A 25,114-nucleotide genomic window follows, 5' to 3' on the forward strand; every position below is an offset into this window, starting at 1 on the left:
TAAACCCAGCCGTCCTTAAAAACCAGCTCCGCCCTCTGGCTTCCCCTTACGTCGCTGTTGAGGGAGTTGTAAGCTGAACGGTCGAGGTCCTTTGTGAGCTTTCTAAGCTCGCTACTCTCGGGGTCGTAATGATAGATATGGGTGTTCGTCGGAATACCCCTTTCTCTCGTGTTGGCCTTTAGAATGAAGGTTCCATCGTCGAGTGGTATAAAGTCGCTTACGCTCCACTTTCCGGGGGTTAGACGCTTCGCCTTTCTCCCGTCGAGGACGTAGAGGTCGCTCACCATCGGCTTCCTCTCGCGGTCTTCCTGAGCTAGGAAGTAGAGCTTACCCTTATGGAAGCGGATTTGAGATACGTCGAGGTTCTTCGGCGTCAGGCGTCTTTTCTTGCCTGTTTCAGCATCCACTAAATAGATAACGCTCCTCTTCCCGTAGACCCATCCAATTCCGTTGAACCAGAAGGGGAGCTCCTTGATTATGTGAACGTCATCTTTGGGCTTTTTCTCGATGTCTATCGGCGTCACAACCGCTATCTCCTTTCCGTCCTCGGTAAAGCGGAGGTTTTTGATTCCGTACTTGAACTTCGCTAAAAGCCTTGCCTCTCCGCCGTCGGTCGGGATAAGGTACAGCTCGGCCTCCTTGCTTTCCTTGTTGCGCTTGGATGTGAAGGCTACGAGCTTCCCATCAGGCGAGAACCTCGGATTCCCGTCCTTCCTGCCGGAGGTGAAGGGTTTAACCTTCCTGCCATCGTAGAGGTAGAGCCTTGAGAAGTAGTCGTCCTTTTTGAGGTTTATCTCCGTCACCTGGAAGACGAGCTTTTTTCTATGGGCGTCAATGTTCCCCACGAGCCTGAACTTTCCGAGGTCCTTCTCGGTCAGACCTTTCGCCATTTAGAGTCACCGAAGATAATCGGTCTTTTTCGTATAAAAACTTAGCGTTTCGATGATTGTCTCCATGAAGCGCTTCCAACTTAGAAAGGTATTTAAAGGCCCTAACCGTGATTGTGATGATGAAACTCTCAAGGATAAAACCTCTCGTGGCGCTTGCACTGGTGGGTGTAGTTCTACTGACAATCATCCAGTGGTGGAGCTACCGCCAGGTCGGCGAAATTCTCGAGGATTACACCATTGCCTCCACGAATACCGGCTACGTGGTGGAAAAACATCCCGTGCTTCCCCACCTCTACGTGAACTCCCTCAGGGGGCGCATAATCGGCTACCGGTACGACCCAGGAACCCAGAGGTACCTGGTGGTCGTCGAGGGCAGGTTGACGGGTTCCAGGGAATCGGCGGAATACCAAACTCTGCTGACTTTTGTCCGCGAGTGGTATTACCGGGAGTTGGAACGAACCGAGGTGCCCCTCGTATTCTGGTGGGGCACCGACAACGAGTCCTACCTCCACAGCTCGGCCGTCAGATTCATGGGGGCCCTTCGCTGGAAAGCCGAACTGACAAAGCTGGAGCGTTCGGGGAACAGGACGTTGGTCATCGTGTCCCCACCGTACCCCTATGCGCTTGCCCTCATGGACTCCTTCTTGTACATTGGAGTACCCCTGCTTCTCGTATTCATCGCGGGCTACCTCCTCCGCTCTGCCCCTGAGGTGGTGGCGTTTGTCTCGAGGGAAAAAACCTGGCTGGGCCTTTTCCTGATTGTTCTCCTTGGCCTGATGGTTCTCGCGGGTATTCAGGGCTCAAGAGAAGACCCACTCCTGAACCTGGGTCCTATGTGGTGGACAAGCGACGGGGACTGCACCCACGCGACCTATGCGGTTGTTAGAAACGAACGGGTGGACGATATTCTTGTTGATGCCATTAAGGCCGCCAAGGACAAGGACGTCTATGGGAATAGAAGAGCGCGGTCTGTAATCCTGCTCCTTCCGCGGGATGATGCTCAAAGCCTGGTTGAGCGGTTAAAGGACGTCACCACTGTTAAGGCCGTTTCTTTCCAGTATCCTTCGAGTAACTGGGAGCACACTCGGAGGAAGGTGTTCTTTCCTACGTACCTAGACTTCAGGATCCTCTACGGGAACGTACTCCCAAGCGAGGCCTTTGATGCCCTTCTGAACGTATCGAGAGAACTTGTCAAGATAGAGAATGTGGTCTATCCGAACTGCGGCGACATGGTCGTGATTGAGATGATTTTGGAGGAGTAGGGATAAAGACATGGGGGGTCTCCCGTGAAGCCACTTATGAGGGCGGCTTTAGTAGTGCTTTTCGGTTGCTTTGATCCTTTTACCCTTCCTCTCCGCTATTCAGTGGGTTGCATATGAAAAAGCCCGGGCGAAAGTTAGCGCCCTCCCCTGCAACCTACCCCCGCACCTTACCGGATGGAGGTCGAGTTCGATAGAGCTGTTGATCACCGCTACGAGGATGGAGAGCTTGAGGCCCTGGTTCCTGGAAAGTTTGGGGGGTTGGATCCCCGTTATGAGCACCTCATCTGGCGCCTTTCCTGGGAGCTGAACGACTCTGTATCGTATCTCCGAGGGTTCCTCGATAACGGCAGCGACGAGGAAGTGCGAATGGCGTTTCAGGTCGTTGAGAGGAACTACCTCATGCTCAGGCTTGAGAGGGAACACTGCCGGAAAAACCTGACCCCGGTGGTTTTCCGCACTTCTTCTCCCCTAAAATGGCTTCTCTCCCTAAAGTCCTTAGCTGAGGAACTCGCCGGGTCACCGGACCTTAGAACGGCGTTCCTCGCTTTCTCCCTGGCGTTTCTAACATCGGATCTTTTCTGGTTCTGGCTCTTCCTCCTCTCAAGGCTTCCTCCTGGGAGGTATCTCCGGGTGTTGACTGCTTCTCTCCTGTTGATCTTCCTCTTCGGCTCGCTGATTTTCGCACTGAACGGCCTGCTAAAGGGAAGAACGAGCGATAATGGGCCACACCCTTCGAGGGAATGACTGTCGTTCGCTCCTGTTCCATGAGGCGTTGGAAGAAATGGGGAACGCAACAGCATGTGAGACCCTCCGTTATCTCGGGACCGGCTCAACGCCGTGGAAATAAAAAGGCTGGAGGACGCACTTGGAACCGCGTGCCCTGAGCTACCTTTTTAAATCCTCCCTCCCCCTTTACCCGGGGAGGGGAGATGACGGTTAAGGTTCGCTTTGATAAAGAAGTGAGAGAGTACGCCAAAGGCGAGAAGGTTAAGGACTCGGTTCTCAAGCTCACCGAGACGGCCTTAGCTCAGGCACTCGAAAACTTCCACAGGAGAATGATTGTAATCGAGGGGGACACGCTGAGAAAGGCGGAACTGGCCGGGATTCTTGCGGGTGCATCCGCGAGGGTTCTGGGCGGGATTCTTGATGAGCTGATGAAGAAAAGATTGAGGGACGAGAGCGAGGACGCGATAGAGGTTCTCTACGCCACAGATGCTTTGGGTGAGGATACCTTCGGGAGGAAACGCTACGAGGCCTTCAGGAAGCACTTCGACGTTTTGGCCGGTTCTAACGTCGAGGTTGAGGCGGTAACTTTCAAACACACCCGCGATGTACTTGGGAAAACCTACGACCTTCTCGTCCTTGACATGAGCTACGATTATTCTCCCAACGATCTGGGAAGACTCATCGAGACAGTTAGAGGTGGCGGCCTGATATTTATCCTCGCCAATCCCTTCGAAAAGTGGCGGGATATGTGGACCGGCTTCCATAAGAGCCTCGTCACCCCGCCTTACACAATAGACGACGTGAAGAAGCGCTTCAACAGGCGCCTCATAAGGAAGTTCACGGAGCACGACGGTATTTATATAATCACGGAGAGCGGAAAGGCCCGGAAGAAGCCGAAGCGCTCCAAAACCCAGGCCAGACTACGGGCCAGAAAGGAAGTCCCGATCCCGGAGGAGAGGATCTTTCCGCGCGAGCTCTACGAGATGGCCCTGACCGAGGGACAGGTTCAGGTCATTAAGGCCTTTGAAGGACTCATCGAGGGCGGAATGCTCGTCCTCACAGCCGATAGGGGCAGAGGAAAAAGCGTTTCTGTTGGAATAGGTGCGGTTGGGCTGGCACTGGCCCTCAAAAAGAGGACGAGGATAGTTGTAACCGCCCCTGAACTTGAGAACGTCCAGGCACTCTTCCGCTTCGCCAAGAGGGCCCTCGAAAGGCTCGGCTTCAAGCCCTACGTCGTTGAGGAGCGCGGTTTGATAAAGGAACTCTACGCGAGAAAGATAGGCCTGCGCTATTACCCACCTGCCGAAGGTTACAGGAAGAGCGCCGACATTTACATCCTTGACGAAGCTGCCGGAATCCACGTACCGGTGCTCCACAAGTACCTCAACAAGGAGCGCGTGGTCTACTCTTCAACCATACACGGCTACGAGGGAGCAGGAAGGGGCTTTTCCGTTAAGTTCCTCAAAAAGGCGAGGGAGAAGCGCTCTTTTAAGGAGCTCCACATGGAAGAACCTATCAGATACGCCGAAAACGACCCCATAGAGAGGTGGCTCTTCGACGTTTTACTACTTGATGCCGAACCCGTTGAGCTGACGGAGGAAGACTACGAGCTCATAAAGAGGAAAGAGGTCTACCTTGAGGAGCCCGATTTGGACGACTGGTTCGAAAACGACAGACCGGAGCTCAGGCACTTCGTCGGAATCTACATTCTCGCCCATTACCGCAACAGGCCGAGTGACGTTGCTTTGCTTGCCGATGCACCCCACCACGAAGCGAGGGTTCTCCGCCTGAAAAACGGCAAGATAGTGACGGCTATTCAGATAGCCAAGGAAGGCGGCATTCCGAAGAAGGTAATAGACAAGATGGCCAAGGGCTACAAGCCGCGCGGGAACATCATTCCGGACATGATGGTCAAGCATCATATGCTGAAGGAGTTCGCCAGGCTCCGGGGCTACAGGATAGTCAGGATAGCGACGCACCCGGATGCGATGGACATGGGGCTGGGAAGCAAGGCCTTAGAGCTCCTCGAAAAGGAAGCTAAAGAAAAGGGCCTCGACTGGATTGGTTCGGGCTTTGGAGCGAGTGAGGAACTGGCGCGCTTCTGGGTGAAGAACGGATTCGCGGTTGTCCACCTCAGCCCGGCCAGAAACCCGGTCAGCGGGGAGTTTACGGCGATAGTTCTCAAGCCGATAAGCGAGAAGGCTAAGAAATTAATCAAGAAAGCGAACGACGAGTTCAGGATCAGGCTGACGGAGTGGCTGAGTGATACGCACCGTGAACTTGAGCCCGAGATAGCGCGCTGGCTCTTCGAGACGCCCTTCGGCGAGGCAGTTGATTACCCGGTTCACCTCACCGAAATCCAGAAGAAGCGCCTCGATGCATTCACAGGCAAGGTTTTAACCTACGATACTGTGGTTGATGCAGTAAAACCGATAGTGAAGCTCTACTTCCTCGACGGCTGGATGAAGCCCTACCTCGACGAGAGGCAGATAAAGCTCCTAATCTACCGCGTCCTTCAGGCCCACAGCTGGGAGGAGACGGCGAAGCTCATAGACAGGACGGAAACCTTCACCATGATTGAGGTTCGCGACATCATAAGGGGCCTCTGGTATTACTACAAGAGGCTCCTCTGAGCTTCCATTTTCCCGATCATCCTCAGCAGGACGTAGTCCACGGCACCGATGGGGAGGTACAGGAAGAGCAGGTACAGCAGGAACTGAGCGGTGCTCTCTGGATTGAAGGCAAACACATCAACGATGAGCGCCGCCATCAGTGTGTTGAGAACCACCAGTCCGAAGTAGACCTTGGGGGCGTGTTTTTTGAGCTTTCCAAGGATGTGGTTTGGAAGAATGGCCGCACTGATGCCTGCAACCGCACCGGTGAGTCCACTGTCATCGAAGTTCTCGCCAAAGATTGCCGCAACAATAACTATAGCGGCGAGTGCCGTGGCTATTCCAAGGGATATCACCAGGAGTTTTCCCCTGAGGGATGCATTCCTCGGCCTGAGAGACGGGTCCATGGTCTCACCTGTACCCATCGTTCGATGGAGATTCTGTAGGTTGTTCAAAGTTTTAAAATTTTCCTAACGGGATCAAACTTTTTATAGGATTATCCCGTAAGTGGTGTGATATCACACCGGTTTATTCCAACAATCCCAACGGTGACCCTCCATGGCGGGCAGCAACTGGGAGCGCATAATCTCGATGACTAAGGATGGGATGAGGAGTATCGGAATGATGCGACGAAAAATAGGCAGGGGAAAGAGGATAGCGCTTCTCATAGATGGCCCAAATATTCTTCGTAAAGAGTTCGGAATAAAGCTCGAGGACATAGTTGAAGCCCTTGAGGGGCTGGGCGATCTGAGGGTTGCAAAGGTCATACTGAACCAGTACGCGCCGCAGGGACTGATAGAGGCAGTCTCGAACCAGGGATTCGATGTCATGGTTGTTTCCGGCGAGACCGGCGTTAAGCTGGCCGTCGAGGCGATGCGTGAGATATACAATCCCAACATCGATGCCATCGCCCTCGCAACGAGGAACGCCGAGTTTCTTCCCGTCATACTCAAGGCCAAGGAGAAGGGGAAGGAAACCATAGTCCTTGGAGTCGAACCGGGCTTCTCAGTCGCGCTGAAGCACGCAGCCGATTACATCATAATACTGAATCCTAAGGGGGATGGGGCATGAAGAACGCCATCTTCAAGGTTCTCCACAGGGGCGGCAGGGAGGTGAGCAGGAACGCGATTCCGGTCAGGGGCAAGAGCATCGGACTCATCATAGATGGCCCAAATATTCTTCGCAAGGAGTTCGGAATAAAGCTCGAGGACATAGTTGAAGCCCTTGAACGGATAGGAAAAATTCGTGTCGCCAAAGTCGTTCTCAACCAGTACGCGCCACAGGGCCTTATCGAGGCCGTCGTAAACCAGGGGCTTGAGCCCATAATAGTTGCCGGCGACACGGACGTCAGGATAGCCATCGAGGCTATGGAGCTCATTTACAATTCGGACGTTGAGGTAATAGCCCTCGCGACGCGCGACGCGGACTTCCTGCCGATAATAAACGAGGCCAAGAGGAAGGGGAAGGAGACAATAGTCCTAGGAGTCGAGCCAGGTTTTTCCGTGGCGCTTCAGAACGCCGCCGACTACGTCATACGGATGGAGGGAAAGGGACAGACTCCCTGATTTTTCCCGTTGAGGTGCCGGGGGCAAAGTTTTTAACCCCGCTTATTATCAAATTATTGAAACCTAAAACCAATTAATGGAGGCGATAGTGTGAGAAAGCTCCTAGCCGTCCTGATGGCCCTGCTCATGCTGGGGACCGCGGGAACCCTAAGACCCGTCAAGGCAGAGGAGACGCTCACCGTTTATTCCTACGACAGCATAGAGTGGTGGATGAAGGAGATAATCCCGATCTTTGAGGAAAAGTACGGCGTAAAGGTGAACCTCGTCCTCATCGGCGATGCGGGTAAAGTCCTCAACCGGCTCATCCTCGAGAAGGACAATCCCCAGGCCGACGTTGTGGTTGGAATAGACAACAGCTACCTCGCGAAGGCGATAGACGCGGGAGTGCTTGAGCCATACAAACCGGCCAACGCCGATGTTATCCCTGACTGGATAATCCAGAAGTTCGACCCGACTTTCCACCTCACACCCTATGACTATGGCTACATAGCCATTAACTACCGCAAGGACATGGTTCAGAAACCGCCGAAGAGCCTTGAGGATCTCACAAAACCCGAATGGAAGGGCAAGCTCATAATCGAGGATCCGCGCACCAGTTCGCCGGGGATGGCCTTCCTCCTGTGGACGATAGCCATTTACGGTGACGACTGGCTCAACTACTGGGAGAAGCTGAAGGAAAACGACGTTCAGATAGTCGAGGGCTGGAGTGCGGCCTGGGAGGCCTTCACCAAGGGTGAATACCCCCTCGTTCTGAGCTACTCGACGTCGCCAGCTGCCACGGTTTACTACGAGAACAACACTAACGTCGGTGCAGTCGCCTTCAGGGAGGGCAACTACCTCCAGATAGAGGGTGCGGGAATAGTCAAGGGTGCAAGGCACAGGAAACTCGCCGAAAGGTTCATCGAATTCCTCATAAGCGAGGAGGCCCAGGAGAAGCTCCCGCTCAACCAGTGGATGTACCCCGTTAACAAAAACGTTCGGCTCCCCGAGGTCTTTAAGTACGCGGTTGAGGTTGATAAACCGGTTACCGTTGATCCAGAGACCATCGCGGAGAACTACGAGAAGTGGCTCAGGCAGTGGACTGCCCTAATGGTGGAGGGAAAAACACCCGAAGAGATAACCGGAACCACCACCTCATCCGCCGGCGAGGACGTTTGCGGGCCCGCTTTCATCGTGCTCCTCGCGGCGGTACCTCTTCTCTTCAGGAAGAAGAGGTGATCTTTCTTTTCCTTTACCGTAACTTTTATAAGAGCGCTCCTGAAGGATAGGGGCGAGGGCCCGTAGCCTAGCAGGATAGGGCGCCGGCCTTCTAAGCCGGAGGTCGCGGGTTCGAATCCCGCCGGGCCCGCCACAGCAAACTTTTCTGGGGAAAAGTTTGATCAAAGTTGGTAGCTCATCTCTGGGTGTAACTCACAGGAGTTTTCTGTTCGAAATCAAGCATCTCCGGAGAGTGGAAAGAAAAGAGGTAACTCACATTCCGCCAGCGCTTTCGTTAGAAAGGGCTGTCACGGATAGAGCCTGCTCGGCGTCCTCGGGAAGAGCGTGGCCCAGCGGACGTGGCCGAGCTTGAGGACCCACGCGACGAGCCTCTCAAGTCCGAGACCGAAGCCGCTGTGGGGAACTGAACCGTACTTCCTGAGGTCGAGGTACCACTCGTAGTCCTTCGGATCCATGCCCTCCTCGATTATTCTCTGCACGAGCTTGTTGTAGTCGTCCTCACGCTGGCTTCCCCCGATGATCTCACCATAGCCCTCCGGAGCGAGCATGTCAGCTGCCAAAACCTTTCTCGGGTCGCTCGGATCCTCCTTCATGTAGAAGGCCTTGATGCCCTTCGGATAGCCGTAGACGAAGAAAGGTGCCTCGAACTCCTGGGTGAGAATCCTCTCCTCGTCGGCACCCATGTCCTCGCCCCACTCTATGTCCACTCCCTTACTCTGGAGTATGTCTATCGCCTCGTCGTAGCTTATCCGCGGGAACGGCGGGACGGTGTTCTTGAGGGTGGTCAAATCCTTGCGGTAGAGCCCAATCTCGTTTTTCCTCAGCTCAAGTGCCCTCTGCACCATGTAGCTTACCAGCTCCTCCTCGACCTTCATGATGTCCCAGAGGTCCATCCAGGCCGCTTCAAGCTCGAGGTGCCAGAATTCAGTGAGGTGCCTCCTCGTTCTGCTTTTCTCTGCCCTGAAGCTCGGTGTGAGCGACCAGACCTTTTCAAGGCCGAAGATGGCAGCCTCGAGGTAGAGCTGGGCCGACTGGCTGAGATATGCATGGCGGTCGAAGTACTTGAGCTTGAAGAGGGTCGCGCCGCCCTCAACTGCTCCCGTAACGAGTATCGGCGGAAAGACTTCATACCAGCCGTCCTGGAGGAGCCACTCTCTGGCTGCCTGCATGAGCGTGCCCTTGACCTTCATTATCGCCGCGACCTTTGGCGAGCGGAGGTGGAGGTGCCTGACGTCAAGGAGAAACTCCTCGCTGGCATCTTTGGTTATCGGGAAGAAATCCACATTCTGGATGACTTCTATCCTATCGGCCTGGACTTCCACCCCGTTTGGGGCCCGGGGATCTGCCTTGACCGTTCCCTCGATGATAACGCTTGACTCGATACCAAGCTTTCTGGCTGTCCTGTAGGCTTCCTCATTTTTATCCCTTGAGAACACGACCTGTATGGTTCCGCTTGAGTCCCGCAGGACTATGAAAACCTTTTTCCCAACCTCTCTCTTCCTGTAAACCCATCCGGCAAGCTTGACCCTCTGGCCCTCCATCTCGGGCGTGACATCGGCACAGTAAACCTTATCGATCATCCCAACCACCTCCGGGGGCTTTGAGGGGGAGTTTATAACGGTAGCGATTGTTCCCCGGAACTCCCGCTGTGTCCCCTGGAGGGTACCGCCGTCCCGGGACTTAAACCCTTTGCAGATTTCGTTGTCATTCTGTCCGCTGGTGGGAGTGCCACCTCAAGGATGCATCGGGAGGAGATTGTAGATGATCCAATTTCTGAGCAAAATCCATCTGAGTTGAATAAATGCTCATTTACGGGATGTTTTCTCGAGATATGGCTACACATTGGGATGTTGTATTTGGATATTGTTGCAAATACAGTAACACTTATATAGAATTGCAGCACAAAGTATTGCTGGGGATTGATGATTATTCAACGGGGCGATGATTACAGTGGGGGATCAACAATGTTTATTGATCCCTTTGTTATCAGGTCCATAAACCGCAGCGGGCTCAGGAAGAAGATACTTCTCTATCTCGACCAGATATATCCCTCCCCCACTTACCTCTCGGAGATCGCGAGGGCCGTTAAGTCAGATCCGTCGAACGTTAAGGGTGCCCTCATCGGTCTGGGTAATCGTTACAACGGACACAGCTCCCTCGTTAGCCTCGGACTGGTGGAGGTCGTCACGGAGAAGGGATTCAAGTACTACCGCCTCACGGAGTACGGGCGGGAGGTTGTGAAGCTCCTTAAGTCCTACTACCCCTATTACTCCAGATACACCTGAGGTGAAGGCAATGGGTTCCCCGATAAAGCTCCTCGATAGGAACTTTGAGGCCATGACGAAGATGGCCCTCAGCTATCTCGTACAGATAGGGCTCAAGTACGATGTGTTCAGAAAGCTGGAAGGGGGTGCCCGGAGGGAGGAAATACTGGAACGAATACCCGTTTCGAACAGGGCTTATCTAGACCGACTTATCGACTCTTATCTGTCCCTCGGAATACTCGAGGCTGAGGACGGCCTCCTGAGGGTGGGTGATTTTTCCTACGACTTCTCACTGACCGGGGAGACCGTCCGGAAACTGCTGCCCGACTGGATCAGGATCCTTGAGGAGATGTACAGGATGGCGGATTACGCTTTCATTTCTCCCGAACATCCAAAGATTCTCATGGATTTCGACAAGGGCGCCGACTTCTGGGATATGCGTCTTCTCATGGCCCTGAACAGGGCTTACCGGAAGCTGATCATTGAACTGGCGGGAATCGAAGACGGGTCCCGTGTCCTTGACCTCGGCTGTGGTTCCGTCTCTCCTGTAGAGATCGGTGAATCGGTGGGACCGAACGGAAGGTATGTGGGTGTGGATTTTTCACCCGGACTGCTCAGCATAGCCAAAACCAGGGTCAGGAACCTGGGGATGGACTGGGTTATCCTGAGGGAGCTGGATGTGAGGAGAATAGTGCCCAGAAACACCTATGACGTCGTGGTCATGGCCTTTCTGCTGGAGTACCTTCCTGAGAGGGAAGACGTTGTAAATCTGGCCCTCTCAATGCTCAATCCAGGTGGCAGGATCGTTATCATTGATCCCTTCAGGGATCGCTACGAGCTTCTGCCGGCCCTGGAGTTTTTTGAATCGCTGACCCCGGAGTTTGTGAGTTTTCCAAGCATTGAGGGAATCGTTGATGCCGTCGAGAGGGGCCCCCACGACGTCCGGGTCGAGGTTCACGGCGGGTCGGCGATTCTGATCACGAAACATTCATGAGCTCCTCATTTTTGTTGTGTGTTTTCTAACGATATTAATAACTGTTTGAGGTAGTACCAACCTACATATGTATCTACATCCTCCTCTACATATCTACAAACAAAAAACTGATTTATATGCGAAGGTTCTTAGATCATATTGCAAAATCCTTAAGGAGGTGCCGGAAATGAAGCCGCTGTTTGGGAAGCGGAGGGGTGCTGTGGGTATCGGCACCCTGATAGTGTTTATAGCCATGGTGCTTGTGGCCGCAGTGGCTGCCGCGGTGCTCATCAACACCAGCGGCTACCTGCAGCAGAGGGCCGAGGCCACGGGCAGGCAGACCACCCAGGAGGTATCGACGGGCATAAAGGTTGATGCGGTTACAGGCTACGCCCCGAGCGCCAACAACATGACCCTGATGACGATCCAGGTTTCCCTCAACGCCGGGAGCACTCCAATTGACCTCAACCAGACCAAGATCTACCTCGACAACGGCCAGAAGCAGGTCGTTCTATCCTACGGGGATGCCAAGGCAACCATAAACGGGGATATGTTCGACACGACCTCAGCCGCCTGGAACAGCTCCAAGGTTGATGGAACCCACTTTGGAATTCTCATCGTCCAGGACGCCGACAGCTCGCTCAGCGGGGATATCCCAACCCTTACCGCCGGCGACATCGCCCTCCTGACCGTCAACCTCGGAGCGGTCTTCGGCGGCGTTGAGCCCAGGACCCCGATAACCATCAGGGTCGTTCCGGAGTTTGGTGCTCCTGGCTACACCAAGGTCATAACCCCGACCGCTTACGGTCTCAGCACCACCGACAAGATAGTTGAGCTCAAGTGAGCTCCTTCATTTTTCTTTTTTTATTACCGGGGTCTTCAGGTGATCGAAATGTCGTTTTCGTACCTCAAGAACAGGTTCAAGAAAAAGAAGGACGGAAAGGAAGTGTCCGTCGAGGACAACCGGGAGATAATACGACTGGACGACCCCGGGGAAGAGGCCGGAGGGAACGCCCCGGCGAAAAAGGACGATGAGATACTGACGCAGGTGATGACCAGGATAAACGAAATCGAAAACGACATTCCCCGGATAAAGATAAGCATTGACACCCTTAAATCACAGATAAACGAGCTCCGCAAGGAGATCGAGAGGCTTGATGGCGTTATCAAGGACGTTATGGTGCTCTATGAGATAGTTTCTCAGCAGATAAACCCCTTCAAGGACGTTGATTCATCCAACCCTCTCATGAGTGAGATTCAGGCCATGAGAGAGGAGATTGAGAACCTGAAGGATGAGATAGCTCAAATCAAGGCCGACCTGAGGTTGCTTGTCATTGATGGTATGGATCTGGACGAGCTGATATACGAGGTCATATCGGGGGGAGAGCCATGATAACCGAAGCCGAAATAGAGGAGAAACTGGCCCGTTTGAGGGGAAAGGTTCCCAATTTTCTGATCGAGGATCTAAAGGAGCGGCTGGTTAAGAAAAAGGACATACTCACCCCCGAACAGGTGGACAAGATCGTTGACAGGGTACTCAGGGTTTACGCCGGTCAGATCCAGAAGTTGTCGAGACTGGAGAACCGCGTTGAGGAGATCGGCAGGTATCTGGAGGAGATAAGGAACTACCTCATGAACGCCACATCGCAGGGTCAGGTTCAGTCTGATAAACCGGCGCAACCGGTTCAGGAGGAGCGGCCACAACCTGAAGGGGGGGCCCCGGCCGTGGAGTCCAGCGGTGCCACCGGTGTCAATGGAAACGAAGTTTTCAGTGAGGGGCCCCTCGGCAGCACTTCCATGACTGGTGTTACTGAAAAACTCCCGGGGGGAGGTGTGATGGATAACGATGCCGGGATCTCAAAGGGGTTTGAGATTCCGCAGGAGATAAGGGATGTCCTTATCAGTCCCACCCGGACGAGGGCCAGACTTGAGCGCATACCGAACGATATGGTTTCCATAATGATGGCCCTGAAGTGGCTGGGCTTCCTCATAGAGCGGGTGGGCATGCAGAACCTTGAGGAGGTGCTTGAGTTTTACTATCAGATCGGCTGGATCTCCGAGGAGGTACTCAACACCCTTCTGAGGTACGCGGAGGGGATAAGGCCCCATCACAGGGAACCCGACTGGAGGCCCGACGAAAAGCTCACCATACAGGATCACCTGGTGTCGCTGCTCTTCATCGAGAGACTGAGGGGCGTTAGGATAACCAGAGAACTTCTGGACGCGATAGAGAGGGAGCTGAGGACGATAAGTCGGGTGCTTGAAGAAGTGTACGGCGTTTAGGGGATCTCCATGGGGGTTAGCGTGTCCGCGGCCTTTGCGGTGCTCTTGGTGGCGGCGCTGGTCTCGTTCGGGACGCTGTACGTCTCGAGTGAGAACGCATACTCGATGATCCACGGGGCCGCGGAGGACTACAACAGGATGGTCATCGTTGAGAGGACTGCGGAACTAGAGCTCGGGAACTATACCTACGAGACCCTGCCCGATCTGACGGTCTACGACATCACCTTCAACATCACCAGCGCTGGAAGCACGCTATCGCCCCCGGAGTGGGCCTTTATCTACGACGGTACCCTCGTGGACTCGAAGGTGCGGGTGTCGGGCGGGAAGTACCTCCTCCCGGGGGAGTGGCTGACCGTCACGGTTCAGAACGTTCCGAAGGACACCGGAGTTCACGCCCTCGTGGTGAGTACTGAGGTGGGATGCGGGCTCAAGATAAAGTGGCGATGGGTGGGCAACGCTGCCAACGGATCGCCGAGGGTGATTGGCGGTGCCTGGTACTGCCCCGTGGGGGGTTGAGGATGGCGAGTTCAGTGGTCTCAGAGCTTGTGCTGTTCATCGTGTCACTGCTGGTGGCGGGTATGGTAGCCGGGGGACTCTACGTTGCCACCCAGAGTATCTCGGACGGGCTCACCGTAAAGGGCAGGGAGGTGGCCGCGAGCCTTAGAACCGATTTTGAGATCATAAACGATCCCGAGTCCATCCCCTACGATCCGTCCTCTGATTCCTACGTCTTCTACGTCAGGAACACCGGGAGGGAAGCCTTCTCCTTCGATCCCCGCTCCGTGGTCGTTATGGTGGACGGCAACATCGTTCCCTCCTCAAACCTCACCTTCGTCCCATCGGGTCTGCTCGCCCCCTACGAGGTGGGCAGGGTATACGTTCCAGCCTCCTTCATTGGATCCGGGGGTTATCACCGGATCACTCTCGTGCTTGAGAACGGGAAGAAGAGAATGCTGATCTTCAGGACGGGGGTGTGAGGATATGGGGAGCCTTCTGGGGATAAGGATACCCAACGACGAACTCCACAGGCGCATCGGGGGAGGCATACCCTCAGGCAGCGTGGTACTCATAGAGGGGGATCGGGGCACTGGAAAGTCCATACTGTCCCAGAGGCTCCTCTACGGTTTCCTTAGGAACGGCCACACTGCGACCTACGTTTCCAGTCAGTACACCACTCCCGGCTTCATAAACCAGATGGATTCCCTGGGCTACGGGATAGTTCAGGACCTTATAAAGAGGAGGCTCCTTTTCGTTTCCCTCCATCCGCTCCTTGTTGGTCTCGTGGACAGGAGCAGATTCCTCCCGCGGTTTATGGGGGCGCGGGAGCTCTGGAAACCGGACGTCGTCATAGCGGATTCCGTGGCCGCGTTGCTTCCCCCTGAGCCGGACGAGGAGGAAATAAGGGCCTTTTCGCTTCACCTCAAGAGGGTCAGCTCCCTGGGAAAGGTCGTGATAATGACCCTGAATCCAGCCGACGTTGACAGGGAAAGCCTCAGTGTGCTGGAAGAGGTCTCGACGATGCTCATCAGATTGAGCGTGAAGGCATTTGGGGGCGACCTCAAGAACTCCGCCACCATCGTGAAGTACAACAACGCGATGGGAATCTTCCAGAAGATAATACCCTTCAGGGTAGAGCCCAGGGCCGGGTTCATAGTCGAGATAGCCGCGGTGGTGTGAGATGCCCCTGAAGAAGAACGTCAGCGACAGCCTGGAAGTTGCAATGGCCCGCAATCCCCACCTCAAGGAGTACATAGACGAGTTCGTCAGGAAGACGGGCAAGTTCCCTGAGTTCCACCCCCAGCTCAGCAGGGACATGAAGGACATCAAGTACCCCAACATAATCTACCCCGTGGGGGATCCCATCTTCATCCACGTATACAAGGACGTTGACACGGAGAAGAAGTACATCGTCATCGAACCCAGGATTCGAGGGCCCGAGGAGGAGAGGAAGTACGAACTCCTGCGGGACAAGATACTCGAGCTGGCTCCCGAGAAGAAGATACCGGAGGACGAGAAGGAGTTCGAGAGGTTTCTCGATGCCCTCGTTGATGAGGCCCTTGAGAAGATGACTGGAGGGCTTCTGGGCAGGGGGAAGGTGTCGTTCACCCCCCTTGAGATCGAGAAGTTCCGTTACCTGCTGAAGAGGGACATAATAGGCATCGGCCCACTGGAACCCCTCATGCGCGATCCCTACATCGAGGATATCCATATTATCGGTGCCAACTACGTATCCCTGATACACAAGATATTCGAGGCCCTCGAGACGAACATCACCTTCGGGGATAACCTCAAGCTGGCGGACTACTTCAAGAACCTCAGCGAGCGGATTGGAAGGCCCGTGAGCGATAAAAATCCCATCGTGGATGGAACCCTCCCGGATGGTTCGCGCATCAACATAATCTACTCCCCGGACGTCAGCATCAGGGGTCCGAGTGCCACGATACGTAAGTTCTCGGCCACGCCGCTGAGCGTTGTCCAGCTGGTGAAATGGAACACATTCTCGGAGGAGATAGCCGCGTACCTGTGGCTGGCCCTCGAGTACGGCATGAGCGTCTTCATATGCGGTGAGACGGCGAGCGGAAAGACAACGACCCTAAACTCCATCATACCCTTCATCAAGCCCGACGCCAAGATCTACACGGCGGAGGACACCCCCGAGGTTGTGGTCCCCCACAAGAACTGGCAGAGGCTGACCACCAGGGAGCGCGGGCCGGAGGAGAGCAGGGTCACGCTGTTTGACCTCCTCAAAGCGGCCCTGCGTTCAAGACCCAACTACATCATCGTCGGCGAGATCAGGGGTGAGGAGGGTGCGATAGCCTTCCAGGCCATGCAGACTGGACACCCGGTAATGGCGACTTTCCACGCGGGTGATGTGAAGAAGATGATACAGCGCTTCACAGGGCCCCCCATAAACATACCCGTTACCTTCATAGACAATCTCAACATCGCCCTCTTTCAGCAGGCGGTTTACGTGCGCGGCCGCTTTCTCAGAAGGGTTCTCAGCGTCGTTGAGATAGAGGGCTACTACGAAGAACTCGGAGGGGTTGCAACGAGGAACGTCTTCGAGTGGGACTCGGTTACGGACAGGCACGTCTTCCGCGGGATGAACAACTCCTACATACTCGAGCGCAAGATAGCGGAGGTGGCTGGTTACGAGGACCCGAAGGAGATATACAACGAGCTCTTCCTGAGGGCCAGGATAATCAAGAGAATGGCCGAGCTTGGAATAACGAACTACCACGACGTCTACCGCGAGATCAAGGCGTTCTACGAAAAGGGAATAGAGGGACTTAGCTTCAGGCTGTGAGGTGATAGTATGACCGGAATACTCGTCAAGTCCGGAATCAACGTGCGCGAGTATCTGAGAAAGGTCCTCCTGCCCAGCGTGGCCGGTTCAATGGTCCTCTTCGTCCTCGTGTCCCTCATCAGGCGGGCGGTTTCTCTGCCGGCGGTGGTGTCCCTGGCCCTCTACGCGATCCCCCTGCTCCCCATGATATATGCCCTGGGGTACCCCTACGCGAGGATGAGCAACAGGAGGGTGCAGATAAACTCCAAGATCCCCTTCTTCGCCACCTACTTCGCGGTGCTCTCAACCAGTGACGTCAGCAGGACCGACCTCGTCCTCAACATAGCGAGCGAAAAGATCCTCGAGCCGATAGCGAGCGACATGAAGAAGGTCTATTACCTGATGGCAAAGCTTCACAGGGGAATGCCGGAGGCCCTGCGGTTCCTCGCCAGGAGGACACCGAGCAAGGTCTTCGCAGACTTCCTCGACAGGCTGGCCTACTCCCTCGACAGCGGTGTGGAGCTCAAGGACTACCTCCTGCAGGAGCAGAAGACGGTCATGGACGACTACGAGACCTTCTACCAGGGCGCTCTCTACGACCTGGACGTATTCAAAGAGGTCTACTCGTCCCTCATCATATCCGTTGTATTCATGGTTACCTTCATCATCATCGGGCCCATAATAACGGGCCAGGACATCGTGAGTCTCAGTGCTTTCACCTTTATCCTCGTCCTCATCACCGAGATTGGTATCATGCTGGTCATAAAGTACAGAATGCCCGAGGACAGGGTGTGGGCCGAGGGCTCCCTGACTGCGGAAAGGCGGGCAAGGTTCCTCAGGGCACTGCTCCTCTCGATGGCCGGCGTCATTGCGATGTTCTTCCTGGTTACCATGTTCATACGGCCAAGGTTCGAGATACCCCTCCTTGTCCGGATAGCGATGATCCTCTCACCCCTCGTGTACCTGGGCAAGGTGCTTGACAGGGAGGAGAAGCGCATACTGGTGAAGGACGAGAACTTCCCCGCCTTCATGAGGAGCCTCAGCTCATCACTAGCCGCGAGCGGTGCGGCTTTACCCCTGGTTCTCAAGTACCTCAGCGCCCACGACTTCGGCGTCCTCACGAGGGACATCAGGAACCTCTATCGGAGGATCTCAATCAGGATTGACAACGACCGGTCGTGGCACTACTTCACCCTGGACACTGGAAGCTGGCTGATAGGCATATTCTCCAACATATTTAACAGGAGCATAAAGCTCGGAGCGGACCCGGACTACGTGGGCACCGTCATCTCCAGAAACTTTGAGAGGCTGGTGAGGCTGAGGAGAAGACGGTCCCAGACCGTTTCGAGCTTCAAGGGGGTAATCTACGGGATCACCGGGGCCTTTGCCTTCTCGGTGGCGGCCGCCTTTCAGGTTGCGGTCTATATGAACGGGTTGTTCTCCAACATGACCCTTCACGGAGACTTTCTCCAGAACATAATCTTCGTTCCCACCAAGAGCGGCCTTGAAATAACCGATTACATCCTGATCGTCATCCTCGTCTTCCACTGTCTCATCTCCGCGCTGGCCATAAAGTTCGCGGACGGCGGACACCTCGGAATAACCCTCTACTACTTCGTGATACTCCTCTGGCTGGCGGCCATCGGCCAGTACATCGGAACCGTCGTGATGGGCAAGATGATGTCCTTCACCTCGGGTGCGGCGGTCGTTCCAATCGTGCAGGGGGTGATACCGTGAGAAGGGCTCTGGTGATCTTTCTCCTGCTTCTCCTCCTCCCCCGCGTTGGGGCAAGTTCGTCAATTGAGGGCTGGTTGAAGTTTCCGGCGGAGGTTGGACTTCAGAATGCATCGCTCCTCATCAATGACGTATCTCCCTCCGACGGCTCCATCCTGGTGTATCCGGGCGGTGGACTGTCCGGCGGCATGAGGGTCATCCCGATCGGCGGCCGTCTTTCCCTGGGGAACTACACCTTCCTCTTTGGGAGGATCGTTTACACGCCGGACTTAACCTACGTGAACGTCTCCTTCCGCTTTCCCTACCTCCTCGTGGGTCAGAGGCTCGTCGCCGGTGACTACGAGCTCCTCCTGAAATCCGTTACCAGGGACGGGGGAACCGTGGTTGTTTCAAACTCAACGGGTTCGCGGGAGCTCGTGGTGACTGGAAGCGGGGCCTCCTACGGGAACCTGCGGATTTACCTTGACCCGATGCCCGTCCTCTTCAGGGGCTACCTTCAGAGGGGCAGGGAAAAGAAGGTGGGCGAATGGAGGGTTCTCTTCGCCAACTATACCGTTTCCAGGAAGGACGGCGGCTTCGTGGAGATCGCGGAGGTGAGGGTGAACGGGGAGAGGTACCTGGTCGAGCCGGGGGGGAGGATAGACGCGGGGGGGATCATCATTGCCGTGGGTGACCTCGTTGGCTCCGACTACCTCCGGGTCGAGGTTACCCTCAAGGGCGCCTACCTTCGTCTGAGGGTTCTTCCATCCTTTGAAGGATGGCTTCGCGAGGGAAAGACCGAAAGGCTCGGCCCCTATCTTATCCGGGTGGAGAAGGTGATTGACGGCAGTGCCTACGTCTCAATAATGAACCCCTGCGGCAGGGCGCTGAGGAGCGGTTTCATCTCTATCGGGAACTTCTCGTCGGGAATTCATTACCGTGGCCTTCTTCTGGGGGCAACGTCGGTGAGGAAGCGGAGGGCCGTTAGGGAGATCCGCGTGGTGGCCTTCATCGATGAGGAGGAGCTCCCAAAACTCCGCGAGGCGGCGATGCTAAACGTCTCCCTGCTGGCCCCTGAGAGGGTAATCCAGCACGTTCCCTTCAACGCCACCATAGTCATCAGGAACGATGGGCCGAACGACGTCAGGTACGTTGAGATAGAGCCCCACCCCGGGAAGGGATTCCGGCTGCTCGGCAAATACTTTCGGTACGTCGAGGAGATACCGAAGGGTGGAGAGCTAAGGATTCCCCTCCGGATCCTTCCCGAAAAACCGGGGAAGGTGAGCCTCGGAAGCGTGACGGTGGTCGGGCACGTCCCCTACGATCTTTCCTGCTACGGCCTCGAGAGGGTGACCTTCACATCCGAGAGGGCCGAAATTGAGGTCCTTCCGGCCCGCGTTGAGTACCGGGTTCTCATAGGAGCCTCCAACGGCACCGTTGGATCGCCCATCCCGGTGAACGTGACAGTCAGAAACCTCGGCAACGTGCCCCTGCCCTTCACCCTGACGGTTGCCCTTCCCGAGGGTTTTGGGAGCGCGGCGGACAACTTCACCGTTCATGGGAAATGGCTGGAGAGGGTGGACAGGCTTTTCCCAAACGAGTCCAGATCGTACGGAATACTGGCGATTCCCCTCGCGCCCGGGGAGTACGAGATAACCGCGGGAGTCGAAACTCTCGGGCAGGTCTTTCACAACTCCACAGTCATAAGGATCACCGGCTCCACCACAGGAGAAATTTCCGAAAACGTACCAACCCCTTCCAACGAAACCTGCGAACCCGAGGTGATAACGAAGGTCGTGAAGGTTCCGGTTCCATCCAACGACACCAGCACAGCCTCCCCGGCCGGCGGGTCCTCAGGGAAGGAAAAGTTGATCTACATCGGCGGTTCGTTCGTTGCGGGGATGCTCTTCATACTCCTCCTGGCCTGGGTGGCGGCGAGGCTGGAGGAATGACCCAAAGGTTTAAGCCTTCCACAGCCAACACCCCCCGGTGAGCGAATGAAGGCCCTCCTCGGAACCGTGGTTGACCCCTACGGGGTGAAAAAGAACGTTGCGGTTATCGTGGACTCGGGATACATTCGGGACATCGTTCCCCCCGATAGGCTCGGGGAGTACGACGTTGACGAGACCTACGGGGGAGAGGGTTACCTCATCCTGCCGGGTCTTATAAACGCCCACACCCACGTTGCAATGGCCAGATTCAGGGGGCTGGGCGAGGATCTGCCCACCGATAGATGGCTGGAGGAAGTGATCTGGCCGGCCGAACTCCAGTGGACCCCGCGGGAAATCCACCGCTGGGCACTCATCGGAATGGCTGAAGCTCTGGCGAACGGCTCCACAACCATAAACGACCACTACTTCTTCGCGGACGAGATAGCGCGTGCTTCACTTGAGCTGGGGATCAGGGCTTTCATCGGTCAGACGGTTATGGATGAGGTTGACTTTCCCCTCGCGAAGCCCGGGGACGGATTTCGCTTCTTCAAACGCTGGGATGGGAGGAGTTCCCTTGTTAAGCCGACCATGGCTCCCCACGCAACCAACACTGTCTCCCTGGAACTGATGCGGGAAATAGGCGAGTTCGCCCGCGAGAGGGACGCTTTGATCCATGTCCACCTCTCCCAGAGCAGGAGGGAAGTTGAAACCGTTAAGCGCCGCTACGGTCTCACGCCGGTTGGATACCTCCGGAGAGCCGGCGTCCTTGACAGGAAGCTCGTTGGGGTTCACGGCATCTACCTGGATGGGGAGGAGGTTGAGCTGTACTCCCGGAGCGGTGCCACGCTCGTTCACTGTTCACTCAGCATGGCGAAGCTCGAGGGCAGAATCGCGCCGGTTATAGAGCTCGCCGAAAGGGGAACCAACGTGGCCCTTGGCAACGATTCGCCAAATCCCTCGGGGCTGATGGATATGTTTGAGGAGATGCGCTTTTCGGCCGTTCTTAACAGGGTCTGGAGAAGGAGAACGGACGTTGCAAGCGCTAAAGAGGTTTTCCGCTGGGCAACGTTTGGAGGTGCGAGAGCGCTCGGTCTGAAGGCGGGGTTGGTAAGGCCCGGCCAGCTGGCGGATCTGGTTCTGCTGAACGCCAGAAAACCGCAGTTCCTCCCCGGGAGAAACCCCTATTCCCACACAGTCTACTCCGCGAGGGGAAGCGATGTGGAAGTGGTAATGGTGAACGGGGAGGCTGTCTACAGAAACGGGCTTTTCACAAAGATAGGGAAGACTATTGATGAGCTGTGGGAATCCTCTTTACAATAAGCTTCACGCCGTCAACGTCAACCACCTCAACGACGTCCCCTATCCTCAGTCTCTCTTCACTGAGCGGAACCGCTATCCACCTCTCACCCTCCAGCTCCACTATGTAGTGGTCCCGTCCGATCTCAACCACCTTACCTCGTTTGCCCTTCAGCTCGAAGGTGTACTTGCCCCTTCCGGCGTCTTCAACGTCATTCCCAATGTACCTGGCCACCACGATGTAAGACAGGAGCGCTGCCACCAGGGAGATGACGAAGCTCTCGGTGAAGTTAAAGCCGAACCCCATAAGAAGGCCAAGGACGATGAAGGCTATCCCAACCGGCGTTATGAAAGCGGTCACCATCATGTCGAGGATAACCGTGAGGAGGCCAAGGATCAGGAGAAGGAGGGGAAGTGTGCCCACTATCAACACCCCAAAAAAAGGGATTAATCCTCCCCCTCCCGATCTTCTGATTCCTCTTTCCTGCCGGATCCCGAAAGCGGCGTGTTCCTGACCTTCTGGAGTATCCTCAGAAGACCGATGAGGGATTCCGTCTCGTAAGGGACGATGAGATTGCCGTACTTAGCGAGGTCTGGGAGCTTTTCAATGTACTGGAGGGTTAGATACTTCTCGTCCGCCATCCGGAGGGCCTCGAGAACCTTCCTTATTGCCTGGGCCTGGCCCTCGGCTATGAGGATCTGTCTCTGCTTCTCGCCTTCGGCCTTGAGTATAGCAGCCTGCTTCTGGCCCTCAGCCTCTTTGATGGCAGCCTCTTTCTTTCCTTCCGCGAGGAGGATCATGGCCCTCTTCTCACGCTCTGCCGTCATCTGCTTCGCCATCGCCTCCTGGATGTCCTTCGGTGGATCTATGCGCTGTATCTCGACGCGGGTTATCTTTACACCCCAGCGATCGGTTATCTTGTCAAGCTCCTCCCGGAGACGGGCGTTGATAAGGTCCCTTCCGCTCAGCGTCTCGTCGAGCTCCATCTCGCCGATTATGGCGCGCAGGTTGGTCTGGGCTAGCTTGACGATCGCCGTAAGGAAATCGCTCACGTTGTAAACGGCCTTAACGGGATCAATTATCTGGTAGTAGACAACTGCATCCACGGTGACGACGACGTTGTCCTTGCAGATCACCTCCTGAGGGGGTACGTCGATTACGTGCTCACGCATGTCCACGACCCTAACCCGCTCCATGAAGGGAATGATAAAGTGTATTCCCGGCTCAAGGATCCTGTTGAACTTTCCAAGCCTCTCCACAAGTCCCCTCTGGTATGGCCGTATAACCTTGACGCTCAGGAGCAACAGCACGAGCAGAAAAACGCCGATGAGGAGGAGGGCCACGGCCGCGAAATTCATTACCATCGCCTCCAAGAATTCTTCGAACTTGGTAGAGTTATCAAATTTATAAACTTTTCTATCATCCAGCACCGGTACCAGCAACCGCCCAACTTATAAACCCTTCCATCCTTTCCGCCTCCGGTGAGAGAAATGGGAAGACCCATTTTCCTTGGCAAGTCCCACATCCACTGGTGCGAGAAGTGTAACGTTCCACTCATTGAGGATTCCTGCGCGGTTCACGGAAAGGAAAACGTCTTTCGCCTCGATCTGACACCTCCCGGAGACCTGCGCTTTGCCTTTGAGAGGGATATTGAGCTCATCCGCTCGGTCTTTTTGGAACACTTCGGTGTTGACGTGGGCGAGGTCTTTGAGGGCAAGATAGTTCTCCTCAACAAGCTTCCGGGTGAGGACGAGGCCTACGAAGTGATCGTTGACGGCTACGTCTTCGGTTACGTCAAGTTCGACCCCATCGAGCTTAAGTGGAGGGCTGGATTGAAGGTTGAGGGGGCAATGGCCCTCTGGAAGCGCTTCGGGAAGACGATGAGGAAATGGGTCATCGTTGATAGGGGCGCAGTGGAGCCAATAAAGGGGGGAGCAAACCTCCTGCCGGTCGGCGTTCTTGAAGCGGACCCGAGCATAATGGTGAACGATGAGGTTATTCTCGTTTCAGAGGAGGGCGAGGTTTTCGCTACGGGAATAGCAAAAAAGGACTACGGGGCCCTGATCCGCGGTGAAAGGGGAACTGGAGTGAAGCCAAAGAGACAGAAGAAGGTGAGCTACCGCGAGGGCAGAAGAGCAACGATGGAAGATGTCCTGAGGGCCAACAGCATAGCCCTTGAGGAGAAGGTTACGGAGGCCAGGGAGTTCATGAGGCGCGTTTCGGAGAAATACTCCGACCTCCCCGTGGCTGTGGCCTTCTCCGGGGGAAAGGACAGCTTAGCCGTTCTTGGACTTGCTCTCGAGGAGTTTGGGGGGGACTTTACCGTCTTCTTCAACAACACAGGCATAGAGTTCCCCGAGACGATTGAGTACGTGGAAAAGCTCAGGAAGGATCTCGAACTGAAGGGGATAAAGTTCATCGTCGCCGATGCGGGAGATGCGTTCTGGAGGGCCCTTTACGTTTTCTCCCCTCCGGGCAGGGACTACCGCTGGTGCTGTAAGGTTACCAAGCTCGGCCCCATAACCCTCGCCATCAAGGAGAACTATCCAAAAGGCGTCCTCATGTTCGTAGGCCAGAGAAAGTACGAAAGCATAAAGCGCTTCAAACAGCCCCGGGTATGGAGGAACGAATGGGTACCCAATGAAATCGGTGCTTCACCGGTGTTCCACTGGAGGGCGATAGAGGTATGGCTCTACATTTTCAGCAGAAAACTCCCCTACAACCCCCTCTACGAGCGGGGATTTGACAGGATTGGATGTTTCCTCTGTCCGAGTGCGTCCCTATCGGAATTCGAGAGGCTGAAAAAGGAAAAGCCGGAACTCTGGGAGAAGTGGTTCAGGGCGCTGGACTACTGGAGAAGGCGCTTCGATCTCCCGGAGGAGTGGATAACCCACGGGTTCTGGCGCTGGAAGAAGTTAAGCAGGGGCGAGAAGGCGGTAGCCCAAAAGCTCGGCGTCGAAATCCCCGAGGAACGCTCCTGGGAACCGGTGAGGTACTCCATCGAGGAAACGGATGATGGCGTCTTCACGGTTCGCTTCAACACCGTGGTGAATCTCGACAGGATCCGCGAGGTCGCACCGATACTCGGGGAGGT

The 25,114-nt window shown here is 55.3% G+C and carries 23 protein-coding genes, 1 tRNA gene and 1 pseudogene; 20 read left to right on the forward strand and 5 right to left on the reverse strand.

Annotated elements, in window-relative coordinates; genetic code table 11:
* Positions 1 to 890: pseudogene (locus MV985_RS05735) on the reverse strand (S9 family peptidase); the annotation flags it as partial.
* Positions 891 to 1,006: 116 nt separating this feature from the next.
* On the opposite strand from MV985_RS05735, the gene MV985_RS05740 reads away from it, so the two are divergent.
* The 3 genes from MV985_RS05740 to MV985_RS05750 all read left to right on the forward strand — a co-directional run bounded on the left by MV985_RS05740 (position 1,007) and on the right by MV985_RS05750 (position 5,511).
* On the forward strand, positions 1,007 to 2,152 hold the full coding sequence (locus MV985_RS05740) for a hypothetical protein (RefSeq protein WP_297464235.1): 1,146 nt from the start codon (positions 1,007 to 1,009) through the stop codon (positions 2,150 to 2,152).
* A gap of 174 nt (positions 2,153 to 2,326) precedes the next feature.
* On the forward strand, positions 2,327 to 2,896 hold the full coding sequence (locus tag MV985_RS05745) for a hypothetical protein (protein ID WP_297464237.1): 570 nt from the start codon (positions 2,327 to 2,329) through the stop codon (positions 2,894 to 2,896).
* Positions 2,897 to 3,081: 185 nt separating this feature from the next.
* A complete protein-coding gene (locus MV985_RS05750) occupies positions 3,082 to 5,511 on the forward strand; it encodes a tRNA(Met) cytidine acetyltransferase TmcA (RefSeq protein ID WP_297464239.1) in 2,430 nt (809 codons plus the stop codon).
* Here MV985_RS05750 and MV985_RS05755 read toward each other — a convergent pair.
* Positions 5,493 to 5,897, reverse strand: a complete 405-nt coding sequence (locus tag MV985_RS05755) for a hypothetical protein (protein WP_297464241.1) — start codon at positions 5,895 to 5,897, stop codon at positions 5,493 to 5,495. The genes MV985_RS05750 and MV985_RS05755 overlap by 19 nt on opposite strands.
* A gap of 151 nt (positions 5,898 to 6,048) precedes the next feature.
* On the opposite strand from MV985_RS05755, the gene MV985_RS05760 reads away from it, so the two are divergent.
* The 4 genes from MV985_RS05760 (at position 6,049) to MV985_RS05775 (ending at position 8,406) form a co-directional block, all read left to right on the forward strand.
* Complete coding sequence (locus MV985_RS05760) at positions 6,049 to 6,561, forward strand: TIGR00288 family NYN domain-containing protein (RefSeq protein WP_297464242.1); 513 nt, start codon at positions 6,049 to 6,051, stop codon at positions 6,559 to 6,561.
* On the forward strand, positions 6,558 to 7,055 hold the full coding sequence (locus MV985_RS05765; protein WP_297464244.1) for a TIGR00288 family NYN domain-containing protein: 498 nt from the start codon (positions 6,558 to 6,560) through the stop codon (positions 7,053 to 7,055). Before MV985_RS05760 ends, MV985_RS05765 begins: the two co-directional genes overlap by 4 nt.
* 90 nt (positions 7,056 to 7,145) lie before the next feature.
* Positions 7,146 to 8,273, forward strand: coding sequence for a thiamine ABC transporter substrate-binding protein (locus MV985_RS05770; RefSeq protein ID WP_297464246.1), 1,128 nt, complete (start codon positions 7,146 to 7,148; stop codon positions 8,271 to 8,273).
* A 56-nt stretch (positions 8,274 to 8,329) separates the two neighbouring features.
* Positions 8,330 to 8,406, forward strand: a tRNA-Arg gene (locus MV985_RS05775).
* Between the two features lie 154 nt (positions 8,407 to 8,560).
* Here the strand turns inward: MV985_RS05775 and asnS are convergent.
* Positions 8,561 to 9,853 carry an asparagine--tRNA ligase gene (asnS, locus tag MV985_RS05780; protein WP_297464268.1) on the reverse strand — a complete coding sequence of 431 codons (1,293 nt, stop codon included), beginning with the start codon at positions 9,851 to 9,853 and terminating at the stop codon, positions 8,561 to 8,563.
* A 384-nt stretch (positions 9,854 to 10,237) separates the two neighbouring features.
* Between asnS and MV985_RS05785 the strand changes: the two genes are divergently transcribed.
* From MV985_RS05785 to MV985_RS05840, 12 genes are all read left to right on the forward strand, one after another.
* A complete protein-coding gene (locus MV985_RS05785; RefSeq protein ID WP_297464248.1) occupies positions 10,238 to 10,558 on the forward strand; it encodes an archaellum operon transcriptional activator EarA family protein in 321 nt (106 codons plus the stop codon).
* A 10-nt stretch (positions 10,559 to 10,568) separates the two neighbouring features.
* On the forward strand, positions 10,569 to 11,531 hold the full coding sequence (locus MV985_RS05790) for a methyltransferase domain-containing protein (protein WP_297464250.1): 963 nt from the start codon (positions 10,569 to 10,571) through the stop codon (positions 11,529 to 11,531).
* A 166-nt stretch (positions 11,532 to 11,697) separates the two neighbouring features.
* Positions 11,698 to 12,354: a flagellin gene (locus MV985_RS05795; protein ID WP_297464252.1), complete on the forward strand. Its 657-nt coding sequence runs from the start codon at positions 11,698 to 11,700 to the stop codon at positions 12,352 to 12,354.
* A 48-nt stretch (positions 12,355 to 12,402) separates the two neighbouring features.
* Positions 12,403 to 12,903 carry a flagella accessory protein C gene (locus MV985_RS05800; RefSeq protein WP_297464254.1) on the forward strand — a complete coding sequence of 167 codons (501 nt, stop codon included), beginning with the start codon at positions 12,403 to 12,405 and terminating at the stop codon, positions 12,901 to 12,903.
* On the forward strand, positions 12,900 to 13,793 hold the full coding sequence (locus tag MV985_RS05805) for a FlaD/FlaE family flagellar protein (protein ID WP_297464256.1): 894 nt from the start codon (positions 12,900 to 12,902) through the stop codon (positions 13,791 to 13,793). The genes MV985_RS05800 and MV985_RS05805 overlap by 4 nt, the downstream gene beginning before the upstream one ends.
* Before the next feature lie 105 nt (positions 13,794 to 13,898).
* Complete coding sequence (locus MV985_RS05810) at positions 13,899 to 14,309, forward strand: hypothetical protein (RefSeq protein WP_297464257.1); 411 nt, start codon at positions 13,899 to 13,901, stop codon at positions 14,307 to 14,309.
* A gap of 2 nt (positions 14,310 to 14,311) precedes the next feature.
* A complete protein-coding gene (locus MV985_RS05815) occupies positions 14,312 to 14,770 on the forward strand; it encodes a flagellar protein G (protein ID WP_297464258.1) in 459 nt (152 codons plus the stop codon).
* Between the two features lie 4 nt (positions 14,771 to 14,774).
* The gene (locus MV985_RS05820; protein ID WP_297464259.1) at positions 14,775 to 15,470 is read left to right on the forward strand and encodes an ATPase domain-containing protein; all 696 of its coding nucleotides are present in this window, start codon (positions 14,775 to 14,777) and stop codon (positions 15,468 to 15,470) included.
* A gap of 7 nt (positions 15,471 to 15,477) precedes the next feature.
* Entirely contained in the window at positions 15,478 to 17,100 is a 1,623-nt protein-coding gene (locus MV985_RS05825; RefSeq protein ID WP_297464270.1) for a type II/IV secretion system ATPase subunit, read from the forward strand.
* A 9-nt stretch (positions 17,101 to 17,109) separates the two neighbouring features.
* A complete protein-coding gene (flaJ, locus tag MV985_RS05830) occupies positions 17,110 to 18,816 on the forward strand; it encodes an archaellar assembly protein FlaJ (RefSeq protein ID WP_297464260.1) in 1,707 nt (568 codons plus the stop codon).
* Positions 18,813 to 20,744 carry a hypothetical protein gene (locus tag MV985_RS05835; protein WP_297464262.1) on the forward strand — a complete coding sequence of 644 codons (1,932 nt, stop codon included), beginning with the start codon at positions 18,813 to 18,815 and terminating at the stop codon, positions 20,742 to 20,744. Before flaJ ends, MV985_RS05835 begins: the two co-directional genes overlap by 4 nt.
* Before the next feature lie 45 nt (positions 20,745 to 20,789).
* The gene (locus MV985_RS05840; RefSeq protein WP_297464264.1) at positions 20,790 to 22,043 is read left to right on the forward strand and encodes an amidohydrolase; all 1,254 of its coding nucleotides are present in this window, start codon (positions 20,790 to 20,792) and stop codon (positions 22,041 to 22,043) included.
* On the opposite strand, the gene MV985_RS05845 is transcribed toward MV985_RS05840, so the two are convergent.
* Positions 22,009 to 22,443: an NfeD family protein gene (locus MV985_RS05845; RefSeq protein ID WP_297464271.1), complete on the reverse strand. Its 435-nt coding sequence runs from the start codon at positions 22,441 to 22,443 to the stop codon at positions 22,009 to 22,011. The genes MV985_RS05840 and MV985_RS05845 overlap by 35 nt on opposite strands.
* A gap of 23 nt (positions 22,444 to 22,466) precedes the next feature.
* The gene (locus MV985_RS05850; protein WP_297464273.1) at positions 22,467 to 23,378 is read right to left on the reverse strand and encodes an SPFH domain-containing protein; all 912 of its coding nucleotides are present in this window, start codon (positions 23,376 to 23,378) and stop codon (positions 22,467 to 22,469) included.
* Positions 23,379 to 23,510: 132 nt separating this feature from the next.
* Here MV985_RS05850 and MV985_RS05855 point away from each other — a divergent pair.
* Positions 23,511 to 25,114 (forward strand): phosphoadenosine phosphosulfate reductase family protein (locus MV985_RS05855; RefSeq protein ID WP_297464266.1); only part of this gene is annotated, 1,604 nt, incomplete at its 3' end.

The sequence above is a fragment of the Thermococcus sp. genome, assembly GCF_027012695.1.
In the GTDB taxonomy this organism is placed as follows: Archaea; Methanobacteriota_B; Thermococci; order Thermococcales; family Thermococcaceae; genus Thermococcus.